Source organism: Pseudomonas sp. OIL-1 (genome assembly GCF_010669185.1).
Taxonomy (GTDB): Bacteria; Pseudomonadota; Gammaproteobacteria; order Pseudomonadales; family Pseudomonadaceae; genus Halopseudomonas; species Halopseudomonas profundi.
The window spans coordinates 3,784,750-3,807,031 of record NZ_CP048629.1; the positions used below are offsets into that span (position 1 = coordinate 3,784,750).

Here is a 22,282-nt window from a genome sequence, read left to right on the forward strand (position 1 = left end):
CCGATGGGATCGTTATATGTCTGAAATTCATCAAGGAACCCCAAGTCAGGGCCTTCCGCTGTCGCGCATCATCGGTCTGTTTCTCGGACCGCTGCTGCTGGTCATGACACTGGTACTGCCAGCACCGGCCGGGATGAGCATTGAAGCCTGGCATGCGCTGGGGCTCATGTTGCTTCTGGCAACATGGTGGTCGACCGAGGCGATCGCGATTCCCGCTACGTCGTTACTGCCTATCTGTCTGATCCCCGCGCTCGGCCTGGGCAGCGTCAGCCAGGCGACAGCGCCCTACGCCAACCCGATCATCTTTCTATTCATGGGCGGCTTCGTGTTGGGGCTCGCCATGCAGCGCTGGAATTTGCACAAGCGCATCGCGCTGGTCACGCTGATCGCAGTGGGCAGCCAGCCCAAGCGTCAGGTAGCGGGTTTCATGATTGCCACCGCCTTCCTCAGCATGTGGGTGAGCAACACTGCCACGACCATCATGATGTTGCCGATCGGCCTGTCCGTGGTCAGCATGATGGGCGATGAAAGCTCCGAGCCAATTCGTCGGTACGCATCGAATCTGCTGCTGGCGATCGCCTATGCAGCGAGTGTCGGCGGGATCGCCACCTTGATCGGCACGCCGCCTAACGCGCTGCTCGCAGCGTATCTGGCCGACACCCATGACATCCAGGTCGGGTTTGCGCAGTGGATGCTGATCGGTGTGCCGGTTTCGTTCAGCATGCTGCTGGTGGTGTGGTGGATGCTGACCCGCAAGAATTTCGGCCTGGATAACGAGTCCGCCAACAGCTCGACGTTACTCAGGGAACATCTGGCAGAGCTCGGGCCGATGAGCAAGGGAGAAAAGCTCGTTGCAGTGGTATTTCTGCTGACCGCCCTGTCATGGATATTCCAACCAGTATTGTCAGAAACCCTGATCCCCTGGCTCAACGACACTGTGATCGCCATCGCTGCGGCCCTGGTAATGTTTCTGATTCCGGTCGATACCAAAAAACGTGTGTTTTTGATGGACTGGGACAGCGCCCAGAAAATGCCCTGGGGCGTATTACTGCTGTTTGGCGGCGGCCTTGCCCTGGCATCGGTCATCACTTCATCGGGCCTCGCAGTCTGGATTGCCGAAAGCATGTCGATCATGAGCGTATTGCCGATCATCGCCATGGTCATACTGATCACTGCGGTGATCATCTTCCTCACCGAAGTGACCAGCAATACCGCCACCGCAGCGGCCTTCCTGCCGCTGCTTGGCGCGCTTGCCGTCGGCCAGGGCGTGTCGCCGATCCTGTTCGCCGTTCCCGCCGCCATCGCCGCCAGCTGCGCCTTCATGATGCCGGTCGCCACCCCGCCCAACGCGATCGTGTTTGGTAGCGGCCACATCAAGATCGGCGAAATGATCCGTGCCGGGTTTTCCCTCAACCTGGCGGGCGTGGTGATTGTTACTGTGATTGGCTATTTGCTGATGGGCTGGGTGTTTGGGGTTTGATGGCTAATCTCTAGCACGCCCTGACCGCCGTCCTTGTGACGGCGGTTTTGGTTTTGGGGTGGGCTTGAACTCACTGGTTGGCTCCTACGGGAAAATGGCTGGCCTATCGGCCAGCGTCGTGCCGAGGGCGACACTTATATGGACCCGTCCCGTGTTGCAAGCCACATGACATTCGAGAATGAGATTGCACGCTTATATCCGGCCTTGTAGATCGGGGTGTACTGCCCCTGGCCATTATGAGATGTGCATTCACTGTCCTTAATCTCCTACTCGGCTTCCAAGAGCCAGGCGTCGCCTAAGGTTTCAGTGAATCGATCTTATCTGTCGTGTCGTAATGGTCTGCGCAACCTCGGACGAGTAGTAACTCTGTTAACTATCTGCCGCTGTCAGTCTCTCAGGCTTCCAGGCCTCGCATTGGCTGGTAGGGCTGGCCTGTTTTCATGATTGCCCAGACGATACGAGCCAGCTTGTTCGCCAGGGCCACCACAATCTTGTTCACATGTTTGCCTTCCATGCTTTTGCTTTTAACCCAGCGGCCTAGTCGCGAATCATTGTCCGGCTGACTAAGCACCCGGTACGCCGCGCGAGCGCCATGTACCAACTGTTTGCGCACATGCTTGTTCCCTTGCTTGGAAATGCCCAGCATTTTTTCTACACCGCCCGTAGCATGCTGGCGGGGAGTCAGTCCCAAATAGGCGCTGAAATGTCTACTCGACTTGAAGTGCTCGGCGTCACCAGCATGGCTATAAAGCAGCGTCGAATTAATCGGCCCTATACCGGGCAAGCTCTGTATCGCCTCGCAGACTGCACTTTCCTTAGCAATCAGTTTCAACTCACGGTCGTAATCTGCAATCCGTCGCTCGCGCTCCAGCCATTGCTCGCGCAGATCATGGATCAAGTGCCGAGCGCGTACACTCAGTGTTTGTTCAGCATCCTCAAGTATCAACGGCACCGTCTCACGCAGACTCTTGTGCCCTTGGGCAATGGTGATACCCATTTCCAGTAGCAAGCCGCGCAGCTCGTTGCCGATCGCCGTCTTCTCCTTGACCAGACGTTCACGTACCCGGTGCAAGGCCTGGATATCCAGTTGTTCAACTGACTTTACTGCGACCGAAGGCATACTAGGTCGGGCAGCAGCTTCGGCAATCGCCTGAGCATCACGCTGGTCATTCTTGTGCACCTGCACGAAGGGCTTAACGTAGCGCGGGTGAATGATCTTCACCTCATGCCCCAGCGCCTTGATTTGCCGAGCCCAGTAATGCGCTCCACCGCAGGCTTCCATGGCGACCAGACAGGCTGGCTGAGTGGCTAGGAAAGGCAGCAATTGGTCACGCTTGAGCTGCTTGCCGAGTACCTTATGCCCCCGGCTATCGTTGCCGTGAAGCTGAAATACCTGTTTGGCTAGATCGATGCCAATAATGCTAATCTTGCTCATGGATGGACCCTCCTGCTGTGATGCCGACCCCGTGATTGTGGACAAACTCAATCATGGCACAAGGTGGGACGGGTCCATCTCATTTCCTACGGGTCCGTGCCGCTGGGCCGCTTCTGTGTCGACGGCCGCCCGCCGGAATAAGCCGCTTACCGGAAGTACAGGCGAGACGAGTCGCGTAGGAGTGTCGACCCCGGCACGACGGCGTCCGCAGGACGCCCATCGAATATCCAACGCTTAGAAGTTGGATACAGCTCACAGGCTAATCACGCTTCAAGCTGTTCAATGTCCATTGTCAACACTCAGGACGAGACATGAACAACCTGAAACGCCATGCCAGTGATCTGCGCATAGGCCGGACCTCAGAGCCTGGCCGCCTTTATCTCGTCACCACCGTCACTTTGAACAGAGAGCCCGTCTTCGCAAACTTGGCGAGTGCGCGCACGTTGATCAATACATTGCGCTCAGAGCTCAGTCGCAATCAGATTCAAACCTGGGCCTATGTGGTCATGCCTGATCATTTCCACTGGCTGATGCAGTTGAATCATGAAGCTCTATCGGCGGTTGTGGGTAGGGTAAAGGGGCTCACAGCCAAACAGCTTGGCCAGAGTATCTGGCAAAGTGGCTTTCATGATCGAGCGGTGCGAAAGGAGGATGATCTGAAGGCCATGGCCCGCTACATCATCGCCAACCCGCTGCGAGCTGGCATCGTCGAGTCGGTAGCAAATTATCCGCATTGGGATGCGGTTTGGTTGTGAGGCGCCATAGATCAGCGCTATCTGCAGTCGTGATTAAGATTGGCCAGACTGTGCTTGCTTGAAAGCACTTGGGCGTTCTTCGCACGCCGTCGTGCCGAGGGCGACACTTATATGGACCCGTCCCGTGTTGCAAGCCACATGACATTCGAGAATGAGATTGCACGCTTATATCCGGCCTTGTAGATCGGGGTGTACTGCCCCTGGCCATTATGAGATGTGCATTCACTGTCCTTAATCTCCTACTCGGCTTCCAAGAGCCAGGCGTCGCCTAAGGTTTCAGTGAATCGATCTTATCTGTCGTGTCGTAATGGTCTGCGCAACCTCGGACGAGTAGTAACTCTGTTAACTATCTGCCGCTGTCAGTCTCTCAGGCTTCCAGGCCTCGCATTGGCTGGTAGGGCTGGCCTGTTTTCATGATTGCCCAGACGATACGAGCCAGCTTGTTCGCCAGGGCCACCACAATCTTGTTCACATGTTTGCCTTCCATGCTTTTGCTTTTAACCCAGCGGCCTAGTCGCGAATCATTGTCCGGCTGACTAAGCACCCGGTACGCCGCGCGAGCGCCATGTACCAACTGTTTGCGCACATGCTTGTTCCCTTGCTTGGAAATGCCCAGCATTTTTTCTACACCGCCCGTAGCATGCTGGCGGGGAGTCAGTCCCAAATAGGCGCTGAAATGTCTACTCGACTTGAAGTGCTCGGCGTCACCAGCATGGCTATAAAGCAGCGTCGAATTAATCGGCCCTATACCGGGCAAGCTCTGTATCGCCTCGCAGACTGCACTTTCCTTAGCAATCAGTTTCAACTCACGGTCGTAATCTGCAATCCGTCGCTCGCGCTCCAGCCATTGCTCGCGCAGATCATGGATCAAGTGCCGAGCGCGTACACTCAGTGTTTGTTCAGCATCCTCAAGTATCAACGGCACCGTCTCACGCAGACTCTTGTGCCCTTGGGCAATGGTGATACCCATTTCCAGTAGCAAGCCGCGCAGCTCGTTGCCGATCGCCGTCTTCTCCTTGACCAGACGTTCACGTACCCGGTGCAAGGCCTGGATATCCAGTTGTTCAACTGACTTTACTGCGACCGAAGGCATACTAGGTCGGGCAGCAGCTTCGGCAATCGCCTGAGCATCACGCTGGTCATTCTTGTGCACCTGCACGAAGGGCTTAACGTAGCGCGGGTGAATGATCTTCACCTCATGCCCCAGCGCCTTGATTTGCCGAGCCCAGTAATGCGCTCCACCGCAGGCTTCCATGGCGACCAGACAGGCTGGCTGAGTGGCTAGGAAAGGCAGCAATTGGTCACGCTTGAGCTGCTTGCCGAGTACCTTATGCCCCCGGCTATCGTTGCCGTGAAGCTGAAATACCTGTTTGGCTAGATCGATGCCAATAATGCTAATCTTGCTCATGGATGGACCCTCCTGCTGTGATGCCGACCCCGTGATTGTGGACAAACTCAATCATGGCACAAGGTGGGACGGGTCCATCTCATTTCCTACGGGTGAGTGCTGCTTGCCAGGTTGGGGTAATGACTTAATCGGAGCTGTGTCCAGCCACCGAGATCCCAGAATGCTCGGACCTCGTAGGAGTGTCGACCCCGGCACGACGGCGTCCACAGGACGCCTTTATCGCAGCTTACTGAACAGCTGTATCCACCCGAAGTAACACCTGATCATCCGCTCCGACTTTCACGCCACCAAGTGTCTCCTGATGCGTACCCTGCATGGCGTCGCCTTCTGGTGAGACGCGGGCGATGAGCTCAAGGGTCTGACCTTCGCTCAGTGTGACGTCGGGCAACATGGCGTCAGACGAGCTCAGGATGACGTCGGCAGGCAACTCGTCGAGCGTGAAACGGCGTGCAACCAGGGGCATCGGCGGGCCTTCCGGGTCGCGGGCGAAGAGGAAGATCACGGCGCTTTCGTCCAGCTCGGCGGTTACTTCATCGCTGAGCTCGAGCCGCACGCGTATGACTGCGGACTCGTCCGCGACGGCTTGCTCGGGGTTCGCCTCGTTCGGCCCTAAACCCAGACGCTCACGTGCGCGATCAATCCCGCCCTGAATCGCTTGCGCGCCAGGCCCGCCGGGTGGCATGCCGGCCAGCAGCCGTTCCCAGTATTCGATGGCGCCGGTGTATTCGCCGGCTTCGAAGGCGGCGATACCCAGCAAACCGAGTGCGGTTGGCTCGTCAGGGTTCAGCTCCAGCGCCTTGTCCAGCGCTGCTGCGGCTTCTGTATCCAACTGGTTGCCGGCGGCAAAAAACCGCGCCTGCGCCAGTTGTGCGAGCACTTCGGGCCGCTCGCCGATGCGCTTGAGACTCTTCTCGAATGCACCGATAGCCCGATCAGGCTGTTGGGCAGACATATAACCACGGCCGAGCATGAACCAGGCCTCGCCGTTTTCCGGCTGAACCTCGGTGACACGCTCCATCCGGTCGATCATCTGCTCAAGACTTGACGGATCCGGGCTCTCCTGCAGTTCGCGGTAAAGCGCCAGACCAGCCGGGTTGCCCCAGCTCATGTACAGGCCGGTGACGATCAACGGCAACAAGCCGGCGGCGACAATCAGCAATACAGGACTGCCCCGCCGTTTCTCGCCCTGGCGACCATCGGCGCGTGCGGTGTCTTCCAGAAGCAGCCGACTGGCCTCCTCCGCCGTGGCTTCGCGCTGTTCAGGCGTTATCTCACCCGCAGCTACCTGAGCGTCCAGCTCAGCCAGACGTTCCTCATACAAGGCTACGTTCAGCGTGGTGCGATCAACTGTTGAGCTGCGGCGATGCCGCCAGACGGGCCAAAGTACCGATACAACGCCCAGAGCCAACAACAGAGCGCCGAAAATCCATAAATCAGTCATCAGAATTCTTTTTCTCCAGCAGGGCGTGCAGACGTTGCTGTTCTTCAGCAGTCAGGTGTCCCGTTTGCGATTCACGCATAGCGCGCTGTCGCCGGCGCAGCATGATTATCAGGGTGGCGAGACCGATCAGCAGAAACAGGGCTGGACCGAACCAGAGCACGATGGTTTGAGCAGTCAGGGCGGGCTTGTAGCGCACGAAATCGCCGTAACGGGCGACCATGAAACCGATGATCTCTTCGTTGCTCTGCCCTTCATCGAGCAGGCGATAGAGTTCCCGGCGCAGGTCCGTGGCGACTGGCGCGTCGGAATCAGCGATGTTCTGGTTCTGGCATTTCGGGCAACGCAGCTCACCGCTCAGCTCATAGAAACGCTGACGCTGCTCCTCGCTGTCGAACTCGAAGGTATCCACTGCCGCCTGGCTGACCCCCACCATCAATACCCACAACAACGTGACCCACAAACCGCGAATCATGGCTGACCTCCATCAACCAGAGCCTGATAACGCGGTTGCAATTCCCGCTCCCAGACGCGCTCGTCAACCACGCCGATGAACTTGTAACGGATCACCCCGTCGGCATCGATAAGGAAGGTTTCCGGCGCGCCATAGACACCCAGATCAAGGCCGAGACGACCCTCCGCATCGCTGATATTCAGCTGATAGGGATCGTGAAATTCCTTCAGCCATTTCTGCGCGGAGGCATTGTCATCCTTGTAATTGATGCCGTGGATCACCACGCCCTGCGCAGACAGCTTGTTGAGTACCGGGTGCTCAACGCGGCAAGCCACACACCAGGTGCCCCATACGTTAACCAGCGCCGGCCTGCCGATCAGATCCTCTGTAGAGATGGTGTCAGCGGGGTCTTCAACACTCGGCAGGGTGAAATCAGGGAACGGCTTGCCAATCAACGCTGACGGCAATTCCAGCGAAGTCGAAGGCTGCAAGCCTGACGCGGCCAGCTCCTCGTTCTCGCGCTGCTTGTCCATCAGCGTTTTAAGGAAGAAGCCAGCCAGCCCGAAAAACAACACTAAGGGAATGATCAGAAGGATTCTGCGCATCAGACTGTCTCCGGGACGGTAGTTTGCGCGGCGGTTTCCCGACGCTTGGCGCGCAACCGGTAACGCTTGTCCGCTGCGGCGAGCAGGCCACCGAATGACATCATCAGCCCGCCGAGCCAGATCCAGCGCACAAAGGGCTTGATATGCACGCGCATGGCCCAGGCACCGTCATCAAGCGGTTCACCCATGGCCACAAACAGATCGCGGGTAAAACCGGCGTGAATCGCCGCTTCGGTCATCATCTGATTCTGTACCGTGTACAGTCGCTTCTCGGGGTGCAGTACGGTGACCTGACGGTCTCCTCGGTAAACCTCGATATTGGCTCTGTCGGATTCCCAGTTGGGCCCTTCCAGATGCGACGCGCCCTGATAAACAAACCGATAGCCGCCTAGTTCGAGGGAGTCGCCCGCTGCCATGCGCAGGTCGCGCTGATTGTCGAACAGGCTTGCGCCAACAATACCCACCGCACAAACGGCCATGCCAATGTGTGCCGCGGTCATGCCCCAGAAGCTGCGTGGCAGTGCCCGCATACCCTTGACCAGGCCCTTGTTGCGGGTCTTGTGCAGCACATCACGGATGCTCACGCCGACTACCCAGAACACCAGGAACAGCATGCTGCCGACTGCCAGGTGATGGTCGCCGATCCATACCGCCAGACCGATCGCACCTATCGCTGACAGCAGCAACACCCATTTCAACTGTCCGAACAGCCACTTGACCGGCGTATCCTTCCAGCGGCTGAGCATGCCGACGCCCATGGCGAGCATCAGCAGCCCCATCAATGGCAGGAACAAGGCGTTGAAATACGGAGGCCCCACCGACACCAGCGTGCCGGTCAAGCCATCCAGGACCAGTGGATACAGTGTGCCGAGCAATACCATCAGCGCGGTAACCACGAGAATGACGTTATTGACCAGCAGGAAGGTTTCCCGCGACCAGAGCGCGAAACCGATCTGACTCTTGACCGCCGGGGCGCGCAGTGCGTAAAGCCCCAGCGAGCCACCGACCACCACCATCAGGAAACCGAGCACAAAGACGCCGCGCTCGGGATCGTTGGCGAAGGCATGCACCGATGTCAGCACCCCGGAGCGAACCAGGAAGGTACCCAGCAGACTCAGTGAGAAGGCCGCGATTGCCAGCAAGACAGTCCAGCTCTTGAACACGCCGCGCTTTTCCGTGACCGCCAGCGAATGAATCAGCGCCGTGCCGACCAGCCAGGGCATGAAAGAGGCGTTCTCGACCGGGTCCCAGAACCACCAGCCACCCCAGCCGAGTTCGTAATAGGCCCACCATGAGCCGAGGATGATGCCGAGACCCAGGAAGGACCAGGCGACAATCGTCCAGGGGCGCGACCAGCGTGCCCAGGCCGCATCGAGCCGACCGCCAAGTAATGCGGCGATGGCGAAGGCAAAGGCCACGGAAAAGCCCACATAGCCCATATACAGCATGGGCGGATGCACAATCAGACCGAAATCCTGCAGCAGCGGGTTCAGGTCGTTGCCGTCCGCCGGATGGAACGGCAATTGCCGGTCGAAGGGGTTGGATGTCATCAGCATGAACAGCATGAAGCCGACGCTGATCATACCCATCACCGCCAGCACACGGCTGAGCATTTCTTCGGGCAGGTCACGGGAGAAAATCGCTACAGCAAAGGTCCAGCCGGACAGTATCAGTGCCCATAACAATAACGAACCTTCATGTCCGCCCCAGACCGCGCTCACCTGGTAATACCAGGGCAACGCCGAGTTGGAATTGAGCGCAACGTAGGACACGCTGAAGTCATTGGCCAGGAACGATTGCACCAAACACAGGAAGGCAAACAGCACAAACAACCCCTGCGCCATGGCCGCCGGCTGCGCGAAACTCATCGCCAGACTGTCGCCGCGCCAGGCACCGTATAGCGGCACCGTCGCCTGCAGCAATGACAGGAACAGCGCAATAATCAGCGCAATCTGACCAAGCTCGGGAATCATTTGGCCTCCGAAGTATCAGCGGAACTGGCGTCGAGTTTCATCTGGTTCACCTTGTCCATCGCCTGAGCCACCTCTGGCGGCATGTATTCCTCGTCATGCTTGGCCAGTACTTCATCGGCGACCAGCATGCGGTTCTCGTCGAGTTTACCCAGCGCGACGATACCCTGCCCCTCCCGGAACAGGTCCGGAAGGATGCCGCTATAGGCAACCAGCACTACTTCAGCACCATCGCCAACCTTGAAGCGTACGTCGAGACTGTCCCGAGAGCGTTCCAGGCTGCCGTCGACCACCATGCCACCGGCGCGAATCCGCGTATCGATCGGCGCGTGGCCAGAGGCAATTTCTGACGGGGTATAGAACAGGTTGATGTTCTGCTGCAGGGCGTTGAGCGCTAGGGCCACTGCAATCCCGATGCCGACCAGGGCCAGCAGGATTAGGCTCAGACGTTTCTTGCGTTGCGGGTGCATCAGGTCATCTCCCGGCGCCGACGACGCGCCTCTTCATTTACCAAACGCCGACGCGCCAGCCAGGGCTGCAACACGTTCAGCGACAAGACCGCCAGGGTGATGGCATAGGAAGACCAGACATAGGCTCCATGCCCGCCCATGGCGAGAAATTCGGTTACGGCATTCACAACATCTTCTCCAGTGCTTCGCGGGCCCAGCGCGTACGGTTTTCGCGGCGCAGGATCTCGACGCGCATGCGCATCAGCAGGCTGACCGTGAACAGGGCATAAAAGCCCAGCACCATCAGCAGCAGCGGCAACCACATTTCCACCGGCATCGCCGGCTTCTCGGTGATCTTGAAGGTGGCTGGCTGGTGTAGCGTGTTCCACCAGTCGACCGAGTATTTGATGATCGGAATGTTCACCACGCCGACTATCGCCAGTACCGCAGTGGCCTTGGCCGAGGTCTCACGGTTACTGATGGCCTGCCCCAGTGCAATGATGCCGAAGTATAAAAACAGCAGAATCAGCATGGAGGTCAGGCGCGCATCCCAGACCCAGTAGGTGCCCCAGGTCGGCTTGCCCCAGATAGCCCCGGTGACCAGCGCAACGAAAGTCATCCAGGCGCCAATCGGCGCAGCGCATTTGAGTGCTACATGCGCCAGCTTCATGCGCCAGACAAGTCCGACGATGCCGGCCACGGCGAGCATGATGTAACACGACTGCGCAACGAAAGCCGCCGGCACATGTATATAAATGATACGAAAGCTGTTGCCCTGCTGGTAATCCTGCGGAGCGAAGAACAATCCCCATACGCTCCCCGCCAGCAGCAGTAATACGCCGGCGCCAGTAAACCAGGGCAACCAGCGTCCGCTGATATCGAAGAACCACTTGGGCGAACCCAGCTTATGGAAGAAACTCCAGTTCATGCTTGACCTATTTCATCAATCATTCGCTCACCCCGATGCGCAAACCGGCGGCAATCGCCACCGGTGCCAGACTCAGAGACAACACCGCCAGACAACCCAGCCACAACGCGTACCCCGCGACGGGCATTCCCTGTAGCGACGCCTCTATCGCCCCGGTACCCAGAATAAGCACCGGAATGTACAGCGGCAGGATCAAAAGCGCGAGCAATACCCCCCCGCCCTTCAGGCCGACCGTTAATGCCGCACCAACAGCACCAAGCAGGCTCAATACCGGCGTGCCCAGCAACAGACTCAGGCATAGCACCGGCAATACCGACACCGGCAGCGCCAGCATCAAACCAAACAGCGGCGCCAGGATCACCATGGCCAGCCCGCAGACCAGCCAGTGATGCAATACCTTGACCAGCACCATCAGCGACAAGGGATGCGGCGAGAGCACCCACTGTTCAAGCGATCCGTCTTCATAATCGCTGCGAAACATTCCGTCCAGCGACAACAGGGTGGCCAGCAGAGCCGCAACCCAGATCACCCCCGGCGCCATGGTACGCAGCATGCCCGGTTCAGGTCCGACGGCCAGCGGAAACAGGCTGACGACAATCGCGAAAAACACCAAAGGATTGAGCAGATCACCGGGACGGCGCCAGGCCAGGCGCCATTCGCGGCAGAACAAGAGCCAGACGATCTGGCGCATCAGGCCACCTGTCCGAGATCAAGACGACGCAGACCGTCAATATGGTCGAGGCTATGATGCGTGGTCAGGATCACCGTGCCGCCCTGCTCTGCATGATCCAGCACATGTTTCTCCAACGCCGCAACGCCGGCCTTGTCGATTGCCGTGAAGGGTTCGTCGAGTATCCACACCGGGTGCGCTTCGAGATACAACCTGGCAAGCGCCACCCGCCGCTGCTGACCGGCTGACAGGGTATGACAGGGAACATCCTCGAAGCCACGCAATCCGACCTCGCCCAGGGCATCGCTGATACGCTGCCGATCAACCGGCTCACTGAGCGCGCATAGCCAACTGAGATTTTCTTCGGCGGTGAGGTTCGCCTTGACCGCCGGCGCGTGGCCGATAAAGAGCCGACAATGCCGCCACTGTTCGCGTCCGCCTCCGGCGAAAATGGAGGCGTCGCCATAGCGCACATCGCCGCCGACAGCCGGCAGCAATCCTGCGAGAATCCGCAACAGGCTGGTTTTGCCTGAGCCATTCGGTCCGGCCACCTGCAGCACCTGGCCACCTTGCAGCGAAAAGGAAAGGTCGGAAAACAACTCCCGCTGGTCGCGCTCACAGGTCAACTTGTGTATTTCAATAGGCAGTGATTTCACTGTCTCTCCAGGTTGGCGCAGCCGGGAATCGCAGCCAGATTCATGTTCGCAGGCGTTCAGCCGCTATACTGACAGGGCGCCTGAATGGCGCCTTCTGGCCGATTCTTTACGGGGGGCCATTATACATACAGCCTTTCGGTGAAGGGCCCTGATTTATATCAAGTTGTGGCGCCATGACATCCGATTTCCGCCTGCCTACCATCGCCAGCCCGCCTGCTTCCGGGCCTGCCAGCCGCTCCAATACCAGCGCGAGCATTGCGCTGCAGTTACTGCGGCCTATTGACGCACAGATGCTCGATGCCCGCGGAACAGCCAAAGCCGAGGTCATCAGCAGCACAGCGCGTGCCGGTCAGTTCGAGTTGCTCCTGCGAATCGCCCGGTCCGATGGATTTCCACAAGCCGAGGTCAAAGTCACCAGCCGCGAACAGATCCCCAGCGGCACCCAGCTGCTGGTACAGGCTGTCAATCAGACGCGGATGCTGGCCTCGGTTCAGGCGGCGGCCGCCTCCAGTGCGCCGCTGAATGCTCCCCTTACTCGCCTGGATCCGACCCAGTTCCCTGCGGACGCCAGTCTGCAGGCCCGGGTATTGACACAGCAGGTCATTGAGAACGGCGCTCAGCAGCGATTCGCTCTGCTCGCGCGCATCGTACAGGGCGCGGGGGTCGGGTCAACCCTGTCACTGGTGAGCAGCAAGCCGGTGGAACCCGGCACGCTGCTACAGGCCACGGTTGGCTCCTCGGGCGAGTTGCGCGTCGCCGCGCCCAGCGAGCAACTGCGCCAATTAGTTGTCTCGTTGGGCCTGCGCGATAGCCTGCAGCGCCAGGCTTCGGCAGAACCCCTGATGGCTCAGCTCGAACGCATCACAAGCGCTGCCCCGGAGAGAATACAGCCGGCGATGCGCCAGGTGCTCATGCATGTTTCGACCGTCGCGCAACTCAGTACCGAAGCGGGCGTGGCCCAGGCGGTGAAGCAGAGCGGCCTGTTTCTGGAGAACAATCTGGCCATGCTGGCCAACGCATTGAAGACCCGCCCGGGCGGCACCGAAATGCCTGCCGGGCAAGCGGCAGCCGTGCAACTGCCTCCATTGAACAAGGTACTTGCACTGCTGGCCGGACTGGCCACGCCACCGGGTGTCGAACCCTTGCCCGGTGCAGATCTCAAGGCTTCGCTGACTAATCTGTTACTGAATCTGCAACAACAAATCCCCGCCGAAAGCCGCGCGTTGCTCGCATTGCCGCCCGGCCCCTGGCAGAAAATCCCTGGCATCCGGCCCGGCGCCTTCCCGCTGCCTTCGCGCGTGTTGCAGAACATGAGCGAAACGCCGGATCTAGGTAGCTTGCTGCGCCTCACTGCGGCGCTGCTCTCGCGCATCCAGCACCATCAGCTACAGAGCCTTGGCCAGAGCCAGAGCTTCGCCGATGGCAGCAGCCAGACCGTATGGCAACTGGAGATTCCCCTACGGGACGGCCAGCAGTTCAATCACGTACAGGTGCGGGTACAACGCGACGACGCGGCCCCATCGAAAAAGACGCTTGAGCCAATACCCCGCTGGGAAGTCCGTCTGGCGTTTGATCTTGAACCATTAGGCCCGATGCAGGCGATTGCCCGGCTCTACAAGGGCAAGGTCAGCAGTGAATTCTGGGCAGAGCGGCCGGCTACACTGAACCTGCTTGATAGCGAGCTGGGCCGGTTGCGTGATCGACTACTGGCCAAGGGACTGTCGGTCGGCGAGTTGAGCTGGCACCAGGGAACGCCCCCACCACCGAGGCAGGCAGTACAACAGAACTGGGTAGACGAGATAACCTGATGAGCGATCCCAAACAGGCCATTGCGCTGGTATACGACGGCGAGCAGGCCCCGACGCTGACAGCCAAGGGCGAAGGCGATCTGGCCGAGCAGATTGTGCAGCTGGCCATGGAATATGAAGTGCCGATATATGAAAACGCCGACCTGGCGAAGATGCTCGCGCGCATGGAACTCGGAGATGAAATTCCCGAGGAGCTCTACCGTACCATTGCGGAGATCATTGCCTTCGCCTGGTACCTGAAAGGCAAGGCGCCGATGGGATTTGTCCCGCCAGAAGATGATTTTTCCTGAATTCAAACAGACAGAATGGCCTCAGGATTTGTCCTGGCGCGCCGCATGCAGCCGGGCCACCAGTTCGGCCTCAGCCTTTGACAGGCCACAGGACTGGGTAACATCCTCGATGCTGGCACCCAGGCCCACCAGCCGCGCAGCCTGGTTATAGGGCATGGACTGCGGGTCCTGCTGCTCGAAGCGTTGCTGCTTGTCTTCGATGCGTTTGAGCTGATCGCGCAGCGCAAACAGTTCCTCGCCCATGCCGATCGTACCCTGCTGATAACCGCTGATATCCTTGAGCAGCTGCTCAACTCGCTGCTGCTGCGCAGCGTCCTGCTCATCCAGGCGCCGGGCCAGGCGTCGATACGCAAGGGTCAGCGCAGCCAGGGCCGCAATAAGCAGCCCCAGCCCCAACCCCAGCAATAACACCCACCCTGACTCGGCCATGTAGATCAAAAGCCCTGCAGCTCGGCCCACTCATCCTCGGTCATCATCTTTTCCAGATCGACCAGGATCAGCAGTTCGTTATTCTTGTTGCAGACGCCCTGAATGAACTTGGCCGATTCGTCGGTACCCACATTTGGCGCGGTCTCGATCTCGGACTGCTTCAGGTAAACCACTTCGGCGACGCTGTCGACCAGAATGCCGATAACCTGCTTGTCCGCCTCGATGATCACCACACGGGTGGCATCAGTGATCGGCGCCGGGCTCAGACCGAAGCGCTGGCGGGTATCGATCACCGTCACCACGTTACCGCGCAGGTTGATGATGCCCAGCACATATGAAGGTGCGCCTGGCACCGGAGCAATTTCGGTATAACGCAGCACTTCCTGTACCTGCATGACATTGATCCCATAGGTCTCGCTGTCCAGGTGGAAGGTCACCCACTGCAGGATCGGATCTTCGGCGCTTTGTGCGGTGTGGTTGTTCATCTGTCAATTCCCGATCTATAAAAGGGCCCTGCGCGTTGTCCCTGCGCAGGGCGAATGATTCATTCTAGGTTAACGCTTCATCGCAAGCTGCGTAACTGGCCCGTTTTGGCCTCAGCTTTGCTGGCCGGCGCATGACTGATCAACAGCGAGGCCAGCGCCGACAGATCCAGCAATGCACACATATGTTCGATGACTGTTCCCGCCAGCCAGGGTCGCTTGCCCTGTTGCGAGCGCCATTTGATCTGATCCGGACTCAACTTGATCGACCGGCTGACCCCATGCACGGCCATGCCCCAGTCATATCCCTGGACGGAAATCACGAAACGCAGGTCGTTCTGTAGCGCCGGCGAGTATCGCTCCGGCATGACCCAGCGCGCTGTGTCCAGCACCTTCAGGTTGCCTGCGGGTGTGGGCAATATGCCGAGGAACCAGTCAGGCTGACCAAACAAGGGGGTGATTTCACTCTCCAGAGAGTGGATGGTCCCAAGTGATACCAGAGGCACCGCAAGGGTCAGACCACCCACATCGAACAACAGGGCTTCGAAGGAACGTTCCCGCCACTCCGCTTGCTGGACCGGAGCAGACTCCTGCGGCGCAAGCTCCTGTTCGACTGTCTGCCATTCGGCCGACAACCCTGTGTCGACGCTCTGGGAAGCGACGTGCTGAACAGGCTCTGCGACCTGTTCTGCGACCTGCGTCTGAACCGGAGCGACTTCTGGCTCGACCACAGCCACCGGCACCTCGGCCTGCGCGGGTGTCCCAATCTCCGGCTGATCGGCCAGCGCCAACTCGACAGCCGCCTCCTGCAGCAAGGCATCCAGGTAACACTGGATGGTCTGCTGGGGGATATATTCCTGTAAGGGCGTACTTCTATTCATCGACATGACCAGTGTATCGGCGGCGTAACAACCAACATTAATAAACCTTGTAAAAATCGACTGACCTCAGGGCCAGCGAGCCCCTGGGGGTGTAGCGCGCCTGCGCTACGCCAATGCCTTGCAATGACACCAAACCCAGTCGGCGCGTCCGACCGCGGCCCGAGCCGCACGCCAACCCCAGGAAATCCCAACCCCGGCCGCTTGGCCAGTCCTGAGAATTAGCGCGCCTACGCTTGGCAGACGCTCTGTATTGACAGGCTTTAAGCCACCTGCTCACGGCGCGTCACCGACTGTGCCAACAGGTACCGCAGCAAGGCGCGATAAGCCAGCACGCCCCGCGAATTGGCATCATGCCGCGACGGCACCACGCCTGCCACGCTCGCGTCGCGCAGTTTGGTATCGATCGGAATGAACGCTTGCCACATGTGATCCTGATAATCCCGGCGCAACAGACGCAGGGTACTCAACGAGGCCTGGGTACGCCGATCAAACAAGGTGGGCACGATGGTATAGGGCAACCCCTGCTTACGCGATCGATTGACCATGTCCAGCGTATTGACCATGCGCTCCAGCCCCTTGAGAGCGAGGAATTCGGTCTGCACCGGGATAACCAGCTGTTCACAGGCAGCCAACGCATTGATCATCGAAACGCCAAGCAACGGCGGGCTATCGATCAATACGTACTCAAAGTCATTCCACAGTTGTGCCAGTGCCCGCGACAACACCAGTCCGAATCCACCCTGCGCTGCGGACTGACGCTCCAGCGTCGCCAATGCGGTACTGGATGGCAGCAGGCGGATGTTTTCATGCGTGGTATCCAGCAACAAGGCTTCGGCCAGCCCGTCGGGGACCTGTCCCTTGTGCTGGAACAGATTGAATACGCTGCTGGTAAGACGATCGGGATCATGGCCGAAATAGCTGGTCATCGAGCCATGGGGGTCGAGATCGACGACCAGCACGCGCTGCCCCTGATCCGCCAGCAAGCCAGCCAAGGCTACCGCGGTCGTGGTCTTGCCCACCCCGCCCTTCTGATTGGCTACGGCCCAGACTCTCATTCACCCTCCAGGTCCTGACCCGCTCGGGCCCGGCTACGACGACAAATTGACGTCTTTCATGACATCAACACAGAAATTGTTCAATTACCGGTTAGTTAGCAGAACCCGTGCCAGAACGGCTTGCTGACGCGGAATCAGCCAGGGCGCGACTGCGCGCAGAGCGCATATCATCAACGCCGTGTCGATTCTGCGGCGACGCAGCGTCTGGCTGTTCGGTATACCGGGACACCAGCAAAACCACCCGGCGATTTGCCCGGCGTCCCGCTACCGTAGTGTTATCGGCCACCGGGCGGAATTCTCCATAGCCCACTGCTGCCATTCGACCCGGATCTATCCCGCCGTGGGCAAGCATTCTGACCACGCTCGCGGCGCGTGCCGCCGACAGCTCCCAGTTGGTCGGATACAGGCGTGAGTTGATCGGCACGTTGTCGGTAAAGCCCTCCACGTGCACCGGATTGTCATAGGGCGCCAGAATCCCGGCAATCTTCTCGGTCAGGTGGAAGGCGTCGTCCAGCGGCAAGGCATCACCACTGGGGAACAACAGACCCGAGCTCAGTTCGATCTCGATCCATAATTCATTGCCACTCACCTCGATATCGCCGGCGCTGATCAGATCGCCAAAGGCTGCCTGCATCGCCTTGGCGATATCTGCGAGGCTGTCATGCTGCGTGTCATTATCTGTTTCACCGCCGCCATCGTGCTCACCCTGACCATCGATAGGACTCAGGCTCAGTGGTGTCGTCTCACCAATCTGGATCGGGTTGATGACCTTCTGCGGCTGGTTGAAGGCACCGCCGAGCGTGTCTGAGAGCACCTTGTATTTCCCTTCGTTGACCGAAGAGATGGAGTACATGACCACGAAGAACGCAAACAGCAATGTAATGAAGTCCGAATAGGAGACCAGCCAACGCTCGTGGTTTTCGCTTTCATGTTTGTTGCGCCGGCGCATATCAGTCCAGGAAGCCTTCGAGCTTCAATTCGATCGAACGTGGATTCTCGCCTTCGGCTATTGAAGAAAGCCCCTCCAGCAGCATCTCCCGGTAACTGGATTCCTGGAGCACGACGGATTTGAGCTTGTTGGCCACCGGTAACAGAAACAGGTTGGCCAGCGCCACACCATAGATTGTCGCCACGAAGGCCACCGCTATGCCGCTGCCCAGCAGCGACGGATCGGCCAGATTGCCCATGACGTGGATCAGCCCCATCACTGCGCCAATGATGCCGATGGTGGGTGAATAACCGCCCATGCTTTCGAACACCTTGGCGGCGGCCATGTCGTGGTTTTCGCGGGTGAGCAGATCCACCTCGAGAATTGCGCGCAGCGTTTCCGGTTCACAACCATCGGCCAGCAATTGCAGTCCTTTGCGGGCGAACGCGTCGGGCTCGAGCTCGGCTATCGCTTCGAGCCCGAGCAGCCCTTCCTTGCGCGCCGTAGTGCTCCAGTTGATTACCTGCGCGATGCCCTCCCGATGGCGGCTGCGGGGCGGCACGAATATCCAGCGAAGAATGCCAAGGGAGCGCTTGAATACAGGCAGCGGCGTCTGGATGAATGCGGCAGCCAGGGTGCCGCCGATGACAATCATGGCAGCCGGCCCGTTTAGCAGGGCCGCGACATGGCCACCCTCAAGATGGTTACCACCCAGAATGGCAACGAAGGCCAGAATAACCCCGATGATGCTGAGAATATCCATCAGCCGATCTCAGCGAGATAACGCCCGATATCGTCCAGGCTATAAACGCCGTCGGCCAGACCGGCCTTGGCTATTGCCATCGGCATGCCATAGATGACACTGCTCGCTTCGTCCTGCGCCCAGATCGAACTGCCAGCCTGCTTGAGCATGCGGGCACCCTCCCGGCCGTCGGCGCCCATGCCGGTCAGTACGACCGCCAGTACCTTGTCCTGGAAGGCCTTGGCTGCCGAACCAAAGGTGATATCAACACAGGGTTTGTAATTGAGGCGCTCGTCGCCGGGCAGGATGCGCACCATGCCCCGACTATCAACCATCATCTGTTTGCCGCCGGGCGCCAGCAGTGCCAGGCCGGGGCGCAGCGCGTCGCCGTCCTGGGCTTCCCGTACGCTGATACGACACAGCTTGTCGAGCCGCTCGGCGAAGGCCTTGGTGAACGCCGCCGGCATATGCTGGACCAGCAACAAGGGCGCAGGGAAACTGGCTGGCAACTGAGTGAGCACTTTCTGCAGCGCAACCGGTCCGCCTGTCGAGGTGCCGATGGTGACAAGCCGGTAGCTTTTACGGCGCGGTGCCGGGCTGGCAGCTGGCGCAGCCGTGTTACGTGCCGGCGCAACTGGCTGGCGGGGCTCAGTGCGAGGAACGGCGGGGGAATGAACCGGGGCCACGGCGGGCGATGGACTGCTCAGCCCAAGGGAACGGCGATTGGTACGCGCCAGAACATGTACCCGCTCGCAGAGCAGTTGACGCACCTTGTCCGGATTACGGGAAATATCCTCGAAGTTTTTCGGCAGATAATCCGCGGCACCGGCATCCAGAGCGTCCAGGCTCACCCGCGCCCCTTCATAGGTCAGCGAGGAAAACATCAGGACAGCTGTCGGGCAACGCTGCATGATCTGCTTGACCGCAGTGATGCCGTCCATGACCGGCATTTCATAGTCCATGGTGATCACATCGGGATGCAGCGCGAGGGTCTGGTCGATTGCTTCCTGACCGTTGCAGGCGGTGCCGACTACCTGTATCTGCGGATCGCCGCCGAGGATTTCAGCAACCCGGCGACGGAAGAACCCCGAATCGTCGACCACCAGTACTTTCACCGCCATATTGACTCTCCCTGAGTACCTGCTCCGCGCAGCTATCAACCGCGACGGGCGTAACGCTTGAGCAGGCTGGGTATATCGAGAATGAGCGCAATGCGGCCATCACCGGTAATCGTTGCGCCGGACATGCCGGCGGTCCCCTGCAACATGCGACCAAGTGGCTTGATAACCACTTCTTCCTGGCCTACCAGCTGATCCACAACAAAACCGACGCGTTGGGTTCCGACTGAAACAATCACTACGCTGGCAGCTGAGCGCTCGGTCGTGTCTTCAGCGCCAGGCATAAGCCAGCGCTTGAGGTAAAACAGAGGCAGCGCCTTGTCGCGGACGATGATGACTTCCTGGCCATCCACCACGTTGGTGCGTGACAGATCCAGATTGAAGATTTCATTCACACTGACCAGCGGCAAAGCGAACGACTGGTTTGCCAACATGACCATCAGCGTCGGCATGATTGCCAGCGTCAACGGCACCTTGATGGCGATGCGGGTGCCCTGCCCCTTGGTCGACTGGATCGTGATGCTGCCGTTGAGCTGCGAGATCTTGGTCTTGACCACATCCATGCCAACGCCGCGCCCCGACACATCGGAGATCTCGGTCTTGGTCGAAAAGCCCGGCGCCAGGATGAGGTCGAAACATTCACTTTCGCTCAACCGCTCGGCGGCTTCGCGTTCCATCATGCCCTTCTCGACCGCCTTGCGCCGCAGCACTTCCGGATCCATGCCCCGACCATCGTCAGTAATGGTCAGCAGAATATGATCGCCTTCCTGTTCGGCAGCGAGCACTACTTTGCCCACGCGCGATTTGCCAGCGGCTTCGCGCTCGTCGGGCATCTCTACCCCATGGTCGACCGAATTGCGTACCAGGTGGACCAGCGGATCGGCCAGCGCCTCGACCAGGTTCTTGTCGAGATCGGTATCTTCACCGACCAATTCGAGCGTAATTTCTTTCTTGAGGGTGCGGGCCAGATCGCGCACCACGCGCGGGAAGCGGCCAAACACCTTCTTGATCGGCTGCATGCGGGTCTTCATCACGGATGACTGCAGATCGGCCGTCACCACATCGAGATTACCCACGGCCTTGCTCAGCTCTTCGCCGCCGGTGCTCGCACCCAGACGCACCAGGCGATTGCGCACCAGCACCAGCTCGCCGACCAGATTCATGATCTCGTCGAGTCGTGCTGTATCTACACGCACGGTGGTTTCTGCAGGGTGCGCATCGGCAGTGGCCGGCGCCTTTGCTGCAGCGGGCTCGGCCTGCTTGCCTGATGCAGGCGCAGGGGCGGGAGCGGGTGCAGGAGCTGGCCGGGAATCGGGCCTGGCAGCGACCGCAGCTGCGGCATCCGAAACTGTTTCGACTTCGTTCTTGCCCGGCGCTTTGCCGTTGCCATGCAGTTGATCCAGCAGGGCTTCGAATTCGTCATCGGTAATATGCTCGGAACCCACCGAGTCCGCAGCGGGTTCGGCTTCGGAGCCAGCTTGCGCCGCGTCTGTCGCGCCCGGCCCTTTGCCGGTGCCGTGCAGTTGATCCAGCAAGGCTTCAAATTCGTCGTCGGTAATGGCGTCGTCAGACGCGCCGGTGTCCGGTGTCGATGCGCTTGCAGCGGCCGCTACGGCCGCAACGGGCGGTTTACCGGCGCCGTGCAGTTGATCAAGCAACGCTTCAAACTCTTCGTCCGTTATCTCATCGCTATCGCTATCGCTACTGCCTGTATCCGCATTGCCGGCAGACACGGGCAAAGCGGATTCAACGGCCTCAGCAGAGGGCTCTGCCTGTAACGCATCCAGAAGTTTCTCGAACTCGTCGTCGGTGATGTCGCCTTCGCCGCCCGCCGCTTCCGGGACATTCACGGCAGTCGCTTCAACAGCCTGATTCGACGTGACAGGATCAGGGCTCGGGCTCGCCGCAGCGGGTTTCGCCAACAAGGCCAGCGCCTCAAGCAACGCCGGCTCGGCCGGCGTGGGCGCCTCGCCTTCACGCACCTCGGCAAACATGCTGTTGACTGAATCGAGCGCCTGCAGGACGACGTCCATCAATTCGGAGGTAACCGAACGTTCGCCCTTGCGCAGGATATCGAAAACGTTCTCTGCGATATGGCAGCAGCCAACCAGCGCGTCCAGCTGGAGGAAACCCGCCCCGCCTTTTACCGTGTGAAAGCCGCGAAAGATCGCGTTGAGCAAATCGGCGTCGTCCGGACGGTTTTCCAGTTCTACCAACTGCTCGGACAACTGCTCCAGGATCTCTCCGGCTTCCACCAGAAAGTCCTGAAGGATTTCCTCATCCGCGTCGAAACTCATGCAT

General features: G+C 59.4%; 23 protein-coding genes. 4 read left to right on the forward strand and 19 right to left on the reverse strand.

What is annotated here, in order from left to right; genetic code table 11:
- The first annotated feature begins 16 nt into the window (after window positions 1-16).
- The gene (locus G3M63_RS17380; protein WP_163983936.1) at window positions 17-1,480 is read left to right on the forward strand and encodes a DASS family sodium-coupled anion symporter; all 1,464 of its coding nucleotides are present in this window, start codon (window positions 17-19) and stop codon (window positions 1,478-1,480) included.
- A 394-nt stretch (window positions 1,481-1,874) separates the two neighbouring features.
- On the opposite strand, the gene G3M63_RS17385 is transcribed toward G3M63_RS17380, so the two are convergent.
- On the reverse strand, window positions 1,875-2,915 hold the full coding sequence (locus G3M63_RS17385; RefSeq protein ID WP_163983907.1) for an IS110 family transposase: 1,041 nt from the start codon (window positions 2,913-2,915) through the stop codon (window positions 1,875-1,877).
- Between the two features lie 311 nt (window positions 2,916-3,226).
- On the opposite strand from G3M63_RS17385, the gene G3M63_RS17390 reads away from it, so the two are divergent.
- Complete coding sequence (locus tag G3M63_RS17390) at window positions 3,227-3,670, forward strand: transposase (RefSeq protein WP_163983937.1); 444 nt, start codon at window positions 3,227-3,229, stop codon at window positions 3,668-3,670.
- A 367-nt stretch (window positions 3,671-4,037) separates the two neighbouring features.
- Here G3M63_RS17390 and G3M63_RS17395 read toward each other — a convergent pair whose 3' ends face one another.
- The 10 genes from G3M63_RS17395 to ccmA form a co-directional block, all read right to left on the reverse strand.
- Window positions 4,038-5,078: an IS110 family transposase gene (locus G3M63_RS17395; protein WP_163983907.1), complete on the reverse strand. Its 1,041-nt coding sequence runs from the start codon at window positions 5,076-5,078 to the stop codon at window positions 4,038-4,040.
- 226 nt (window positions 5,079-5,304) lie between these two features.
- Entirely contained in the window at window positions 5,305-6,519 is a 1,215-nt protein-coding gene (ccmI, locus tag G3M63_RS17400; RefSeq protein ID WP_163983938.1) for a c-type cytochrome biogenesis protein CcmI, read from the reverse strand.
- Window positions 6,512-6,991, reverse strand: a complete 480-nt coding sequence (locus G3M63_RS17405) for a cytochrome c-type biogenesis protein (protein ID WP_150299159.1) — start codon at window positions 6,989-6,991, stop codon at window positions 6,512-6,514. The genes ccmI and G3M63_RS17405 overlap by 8 nt, the downstream gene beginning before the upstream one ends.
- Window positions 6,988-7,575, reverse strand: a complete 588-nt coding sequence (locus G3M63_RS17410; RefSeq protein ID WP_163983939.1) for a DsbE family thiol:disulfide interchange protein — start codon at window positions 7,573-7,575, stop codon at window positions 6,988-6,990. The genes G3M63_RS17405 and G3M63_RS17410 overlap by 4 nt, the downstream gene beginning before the upstream one ends.
- Window positions 7,575-9,548 carry a heme lyase CcmF/NrfE family subunit gene (locus tag G3M63_RS17415; protein ID WP_163983940.1) on the reverse strand — a complete coding sequence of 658 codons (1,974 nt, stop codon included), beginning with the start codon at window positions 9,546-9,548 and terminating at the stop codon, window positions 7,575-7,577. The genes G3M63_RS17410 and G3M63_RS17415 overlap by 1 nt, the downstream gene beginning before the upstream one ends.
- The gene (ccmE, locus tag G3M63_RS17420) at window positions 9,545-10,015 is read right to left on the reverse strand and encodes a cytochrome c maturation protein CcmE (RefSeq protein WP_163983941.1); all 471 of its coding nucleotides are present in this window, start codon (window positions 10,013-10,015) and stop codon (window positions 9,545-9,547) included. The genes G3M63_RS17415 and ccmE overlap by 4 nt, the downstream gene beginning before the upstream one ends.
- Window positions 10,015-10,182: a heme exporter protein CcmD gene (ccmD, locus tag G3M63_RS17425; protein ID WP_371923476.1), complete on the reverse strand. Its 168-nt coding sequence runs from the start codon at window positions 10,180-10,182 to the stop codon at window positions 10,015-10,017. The genes ccmE and ccmD overlap by 1 nt, the downstream gene beginning before the upstream one ends.
- Window positions 10,179-10,922 (reverse strand): heme ABC transporter permease, encoded by a 744-nt coding sequence (locus tag G3M63_RS17430; protein ID WP_150299163.1) that lies wholly within the window; start codon window positions 10,920-10,922, stop codon window positions 10,179-10,181. The genes ccmD and G3M63_RS17430 overlap by 4 nt, the downstream gene beginning before the upstream one ends.
- A gap of 19 nt (window positions 10,923-10,941) precedes the next feature.
- On the reverse strand, window positions 10,942-11,613 hold the full coding sequence (gene ccmB, locus G3M63_RS17435) for a heme exporter protein CcmB (protein WP_163983942.1): 672 nt from the start codon (window positions 11,611-11,613) through the stop codon (window positions 10,942-10,944).
- Window positions 11,613-12,269, reverse strand: a complete 657-nt coding sequence (ccmA, locus tag G3M63_RS17440; RefSeq protein ID WP_371923594.1) for a cytochrome c biogenesis heme-transporting ATPase CcmA — start codon at window positions 12,267-12,269, stop codon at window positions 11,613-11,615. The genes ccmB and ccmA overlap by 1 nt, the downstream gene beginning before the upstream one ends.
- 152 nt (window positions 12,270-12,421) lie before the next feature.
- Here ccmA and G3M63_RS17445 point away from each other — a divergent pair, with 152 nt between their 5' ends.
- The gene (locus tag G3M63_RS17445) at window positions 12,422-14,056 is read left to right on the forward strand and encodes a flagellar hook-length control protein FliK (protein ID WP_163983944.1); all 1,635 of its coding nucleotides are present in this window, start codon (window positions 12,422-12,424) and stop codon (window positions 14,054-14,056) included.
- Complete coding sequence (locus G3M63_RS17450; protein ID WP_163983945.1) at window positions 14,056-14,346, forward strand: EscU/YscU/HrcU family type III secretion system export apparatus switch protein; 291 nt, start codon at window positions 14,056-14,058, stop codon at window positions 14,344-14,346. Before G3M63_RS17445 ends, G3M63_RS17450 begins: the two co-directional genes overlap by 1 nt.
- Before the next feature lie 21 nt (window positions 14,347-14,367).
- On the opposite strand, the gene G3M63_RS17455 is transcribed toward G3M63_RS17450, so the two are convergent.
- The 8 genes from G3M63_RS17455 to G3M63_RS17490 form a co-directional block, all read right to left on the reverse strand.
- Complete coding sequence (locus G3M63_RS17455) at window positions 14,368-14,775, reverse strand: DUF2802 domain-containing protein (RefSeq protein ID WP_150299168.1); 408 nt, start codon at window positions 14,773-14,775, stop codon at window positions 14,368-14,370.
- 5 nt (window positions 14,776-14,780) lie between these two features.
- Window positions 14,781-15,260 (reverse strand): chemotaxis protein CheW, encoded by a 480-nt coding sequence (locus G3M63_RS17460; RefSeq protein WP_150299169.1) that lies wholly within the window; start codon window positions 15,258-15,260, stop codon window positions 14,781-14,783.
- A 77-nt stretch (window positions 15,261-15,337) separates the two neighbouring features.
- Window positions 15,338-16,144 carry a chemotaxis protein CheW gene (locus tag G3M63_RS17465; protein WP_163983946.1) on the reverse strand — a complete coding sequence of 269 codons (807 nt, stop codon included), beginning with the start codon at window positions 16,142-16,144 and terminating at the stop codon, window positions 15,338-15,340.
- Between the two features lie 254 nt (window positions 16,145-16,398).
- Window positions 16,399-17,193 (reverse strand): ParA family protein, encoded by a 795-nt coding sequence (locus tag G3M63_RS17470; RefSeq protein ID WP_150299171.1) that lies wholly within the window; start codon window positions 17,191-17,193, stop codon window positions 16,399-16,401.
- A 91-nt stretch (window positions 17,194-17,284) separates the two neighbouring features.
- Window positions 17,285-18,142 (reverse strand): flagellar motor protein MotD, encoded by an 858-nt coding sequence (gene motD, locus G3M63_RS17475; RefSeq protein WP_163983947.1) that lies wholly within the window; start codon window positions 18,140-18,142, stop codon window positions 17,285-17,287.
- A gap of 1 nt (window position 18,143) precedes the next feature.
- On the reverse strand, window positions 18,144-18,884 hold the full coding sequence (locus G3M63_RS17480; protein ID WP_163983948.1) for a flagellar motor protein: 741 nt from the start codon (window positions 18,882-18,884) through the stop codon (window positions 18,144-18,146).
- On the reverse strand, window positions 18,884-19,984 hold the full coding sequence (locus G3M63_RS17485; RefSeq protein ID WP_163983949.1) for a chemotaxis response regulator protein-glutamate methylesterase: 1,101 nt from the start codon (window positions 19,982-19,984) through the stop codon (window positions 18,884-18,886). The genes G3M63_RS17480 and G3M63_RS17485 overlap by 1 nt, the downstream gene beginning before the upstream one ends.
- Before the next feature lie 35 nt (window positions 19,985-20,019).
- Entirely contained in the window at window positions 20,020-22,278 is a 2,259-nt protein-coding gene (locus tag G3M63_RS17490; protein ID WP_163983950.1) for a chemotaxis protein CheA, read from the reverse strand.
- Window positions 22,279-22,282: the final 4 nt, after the last annotated feature.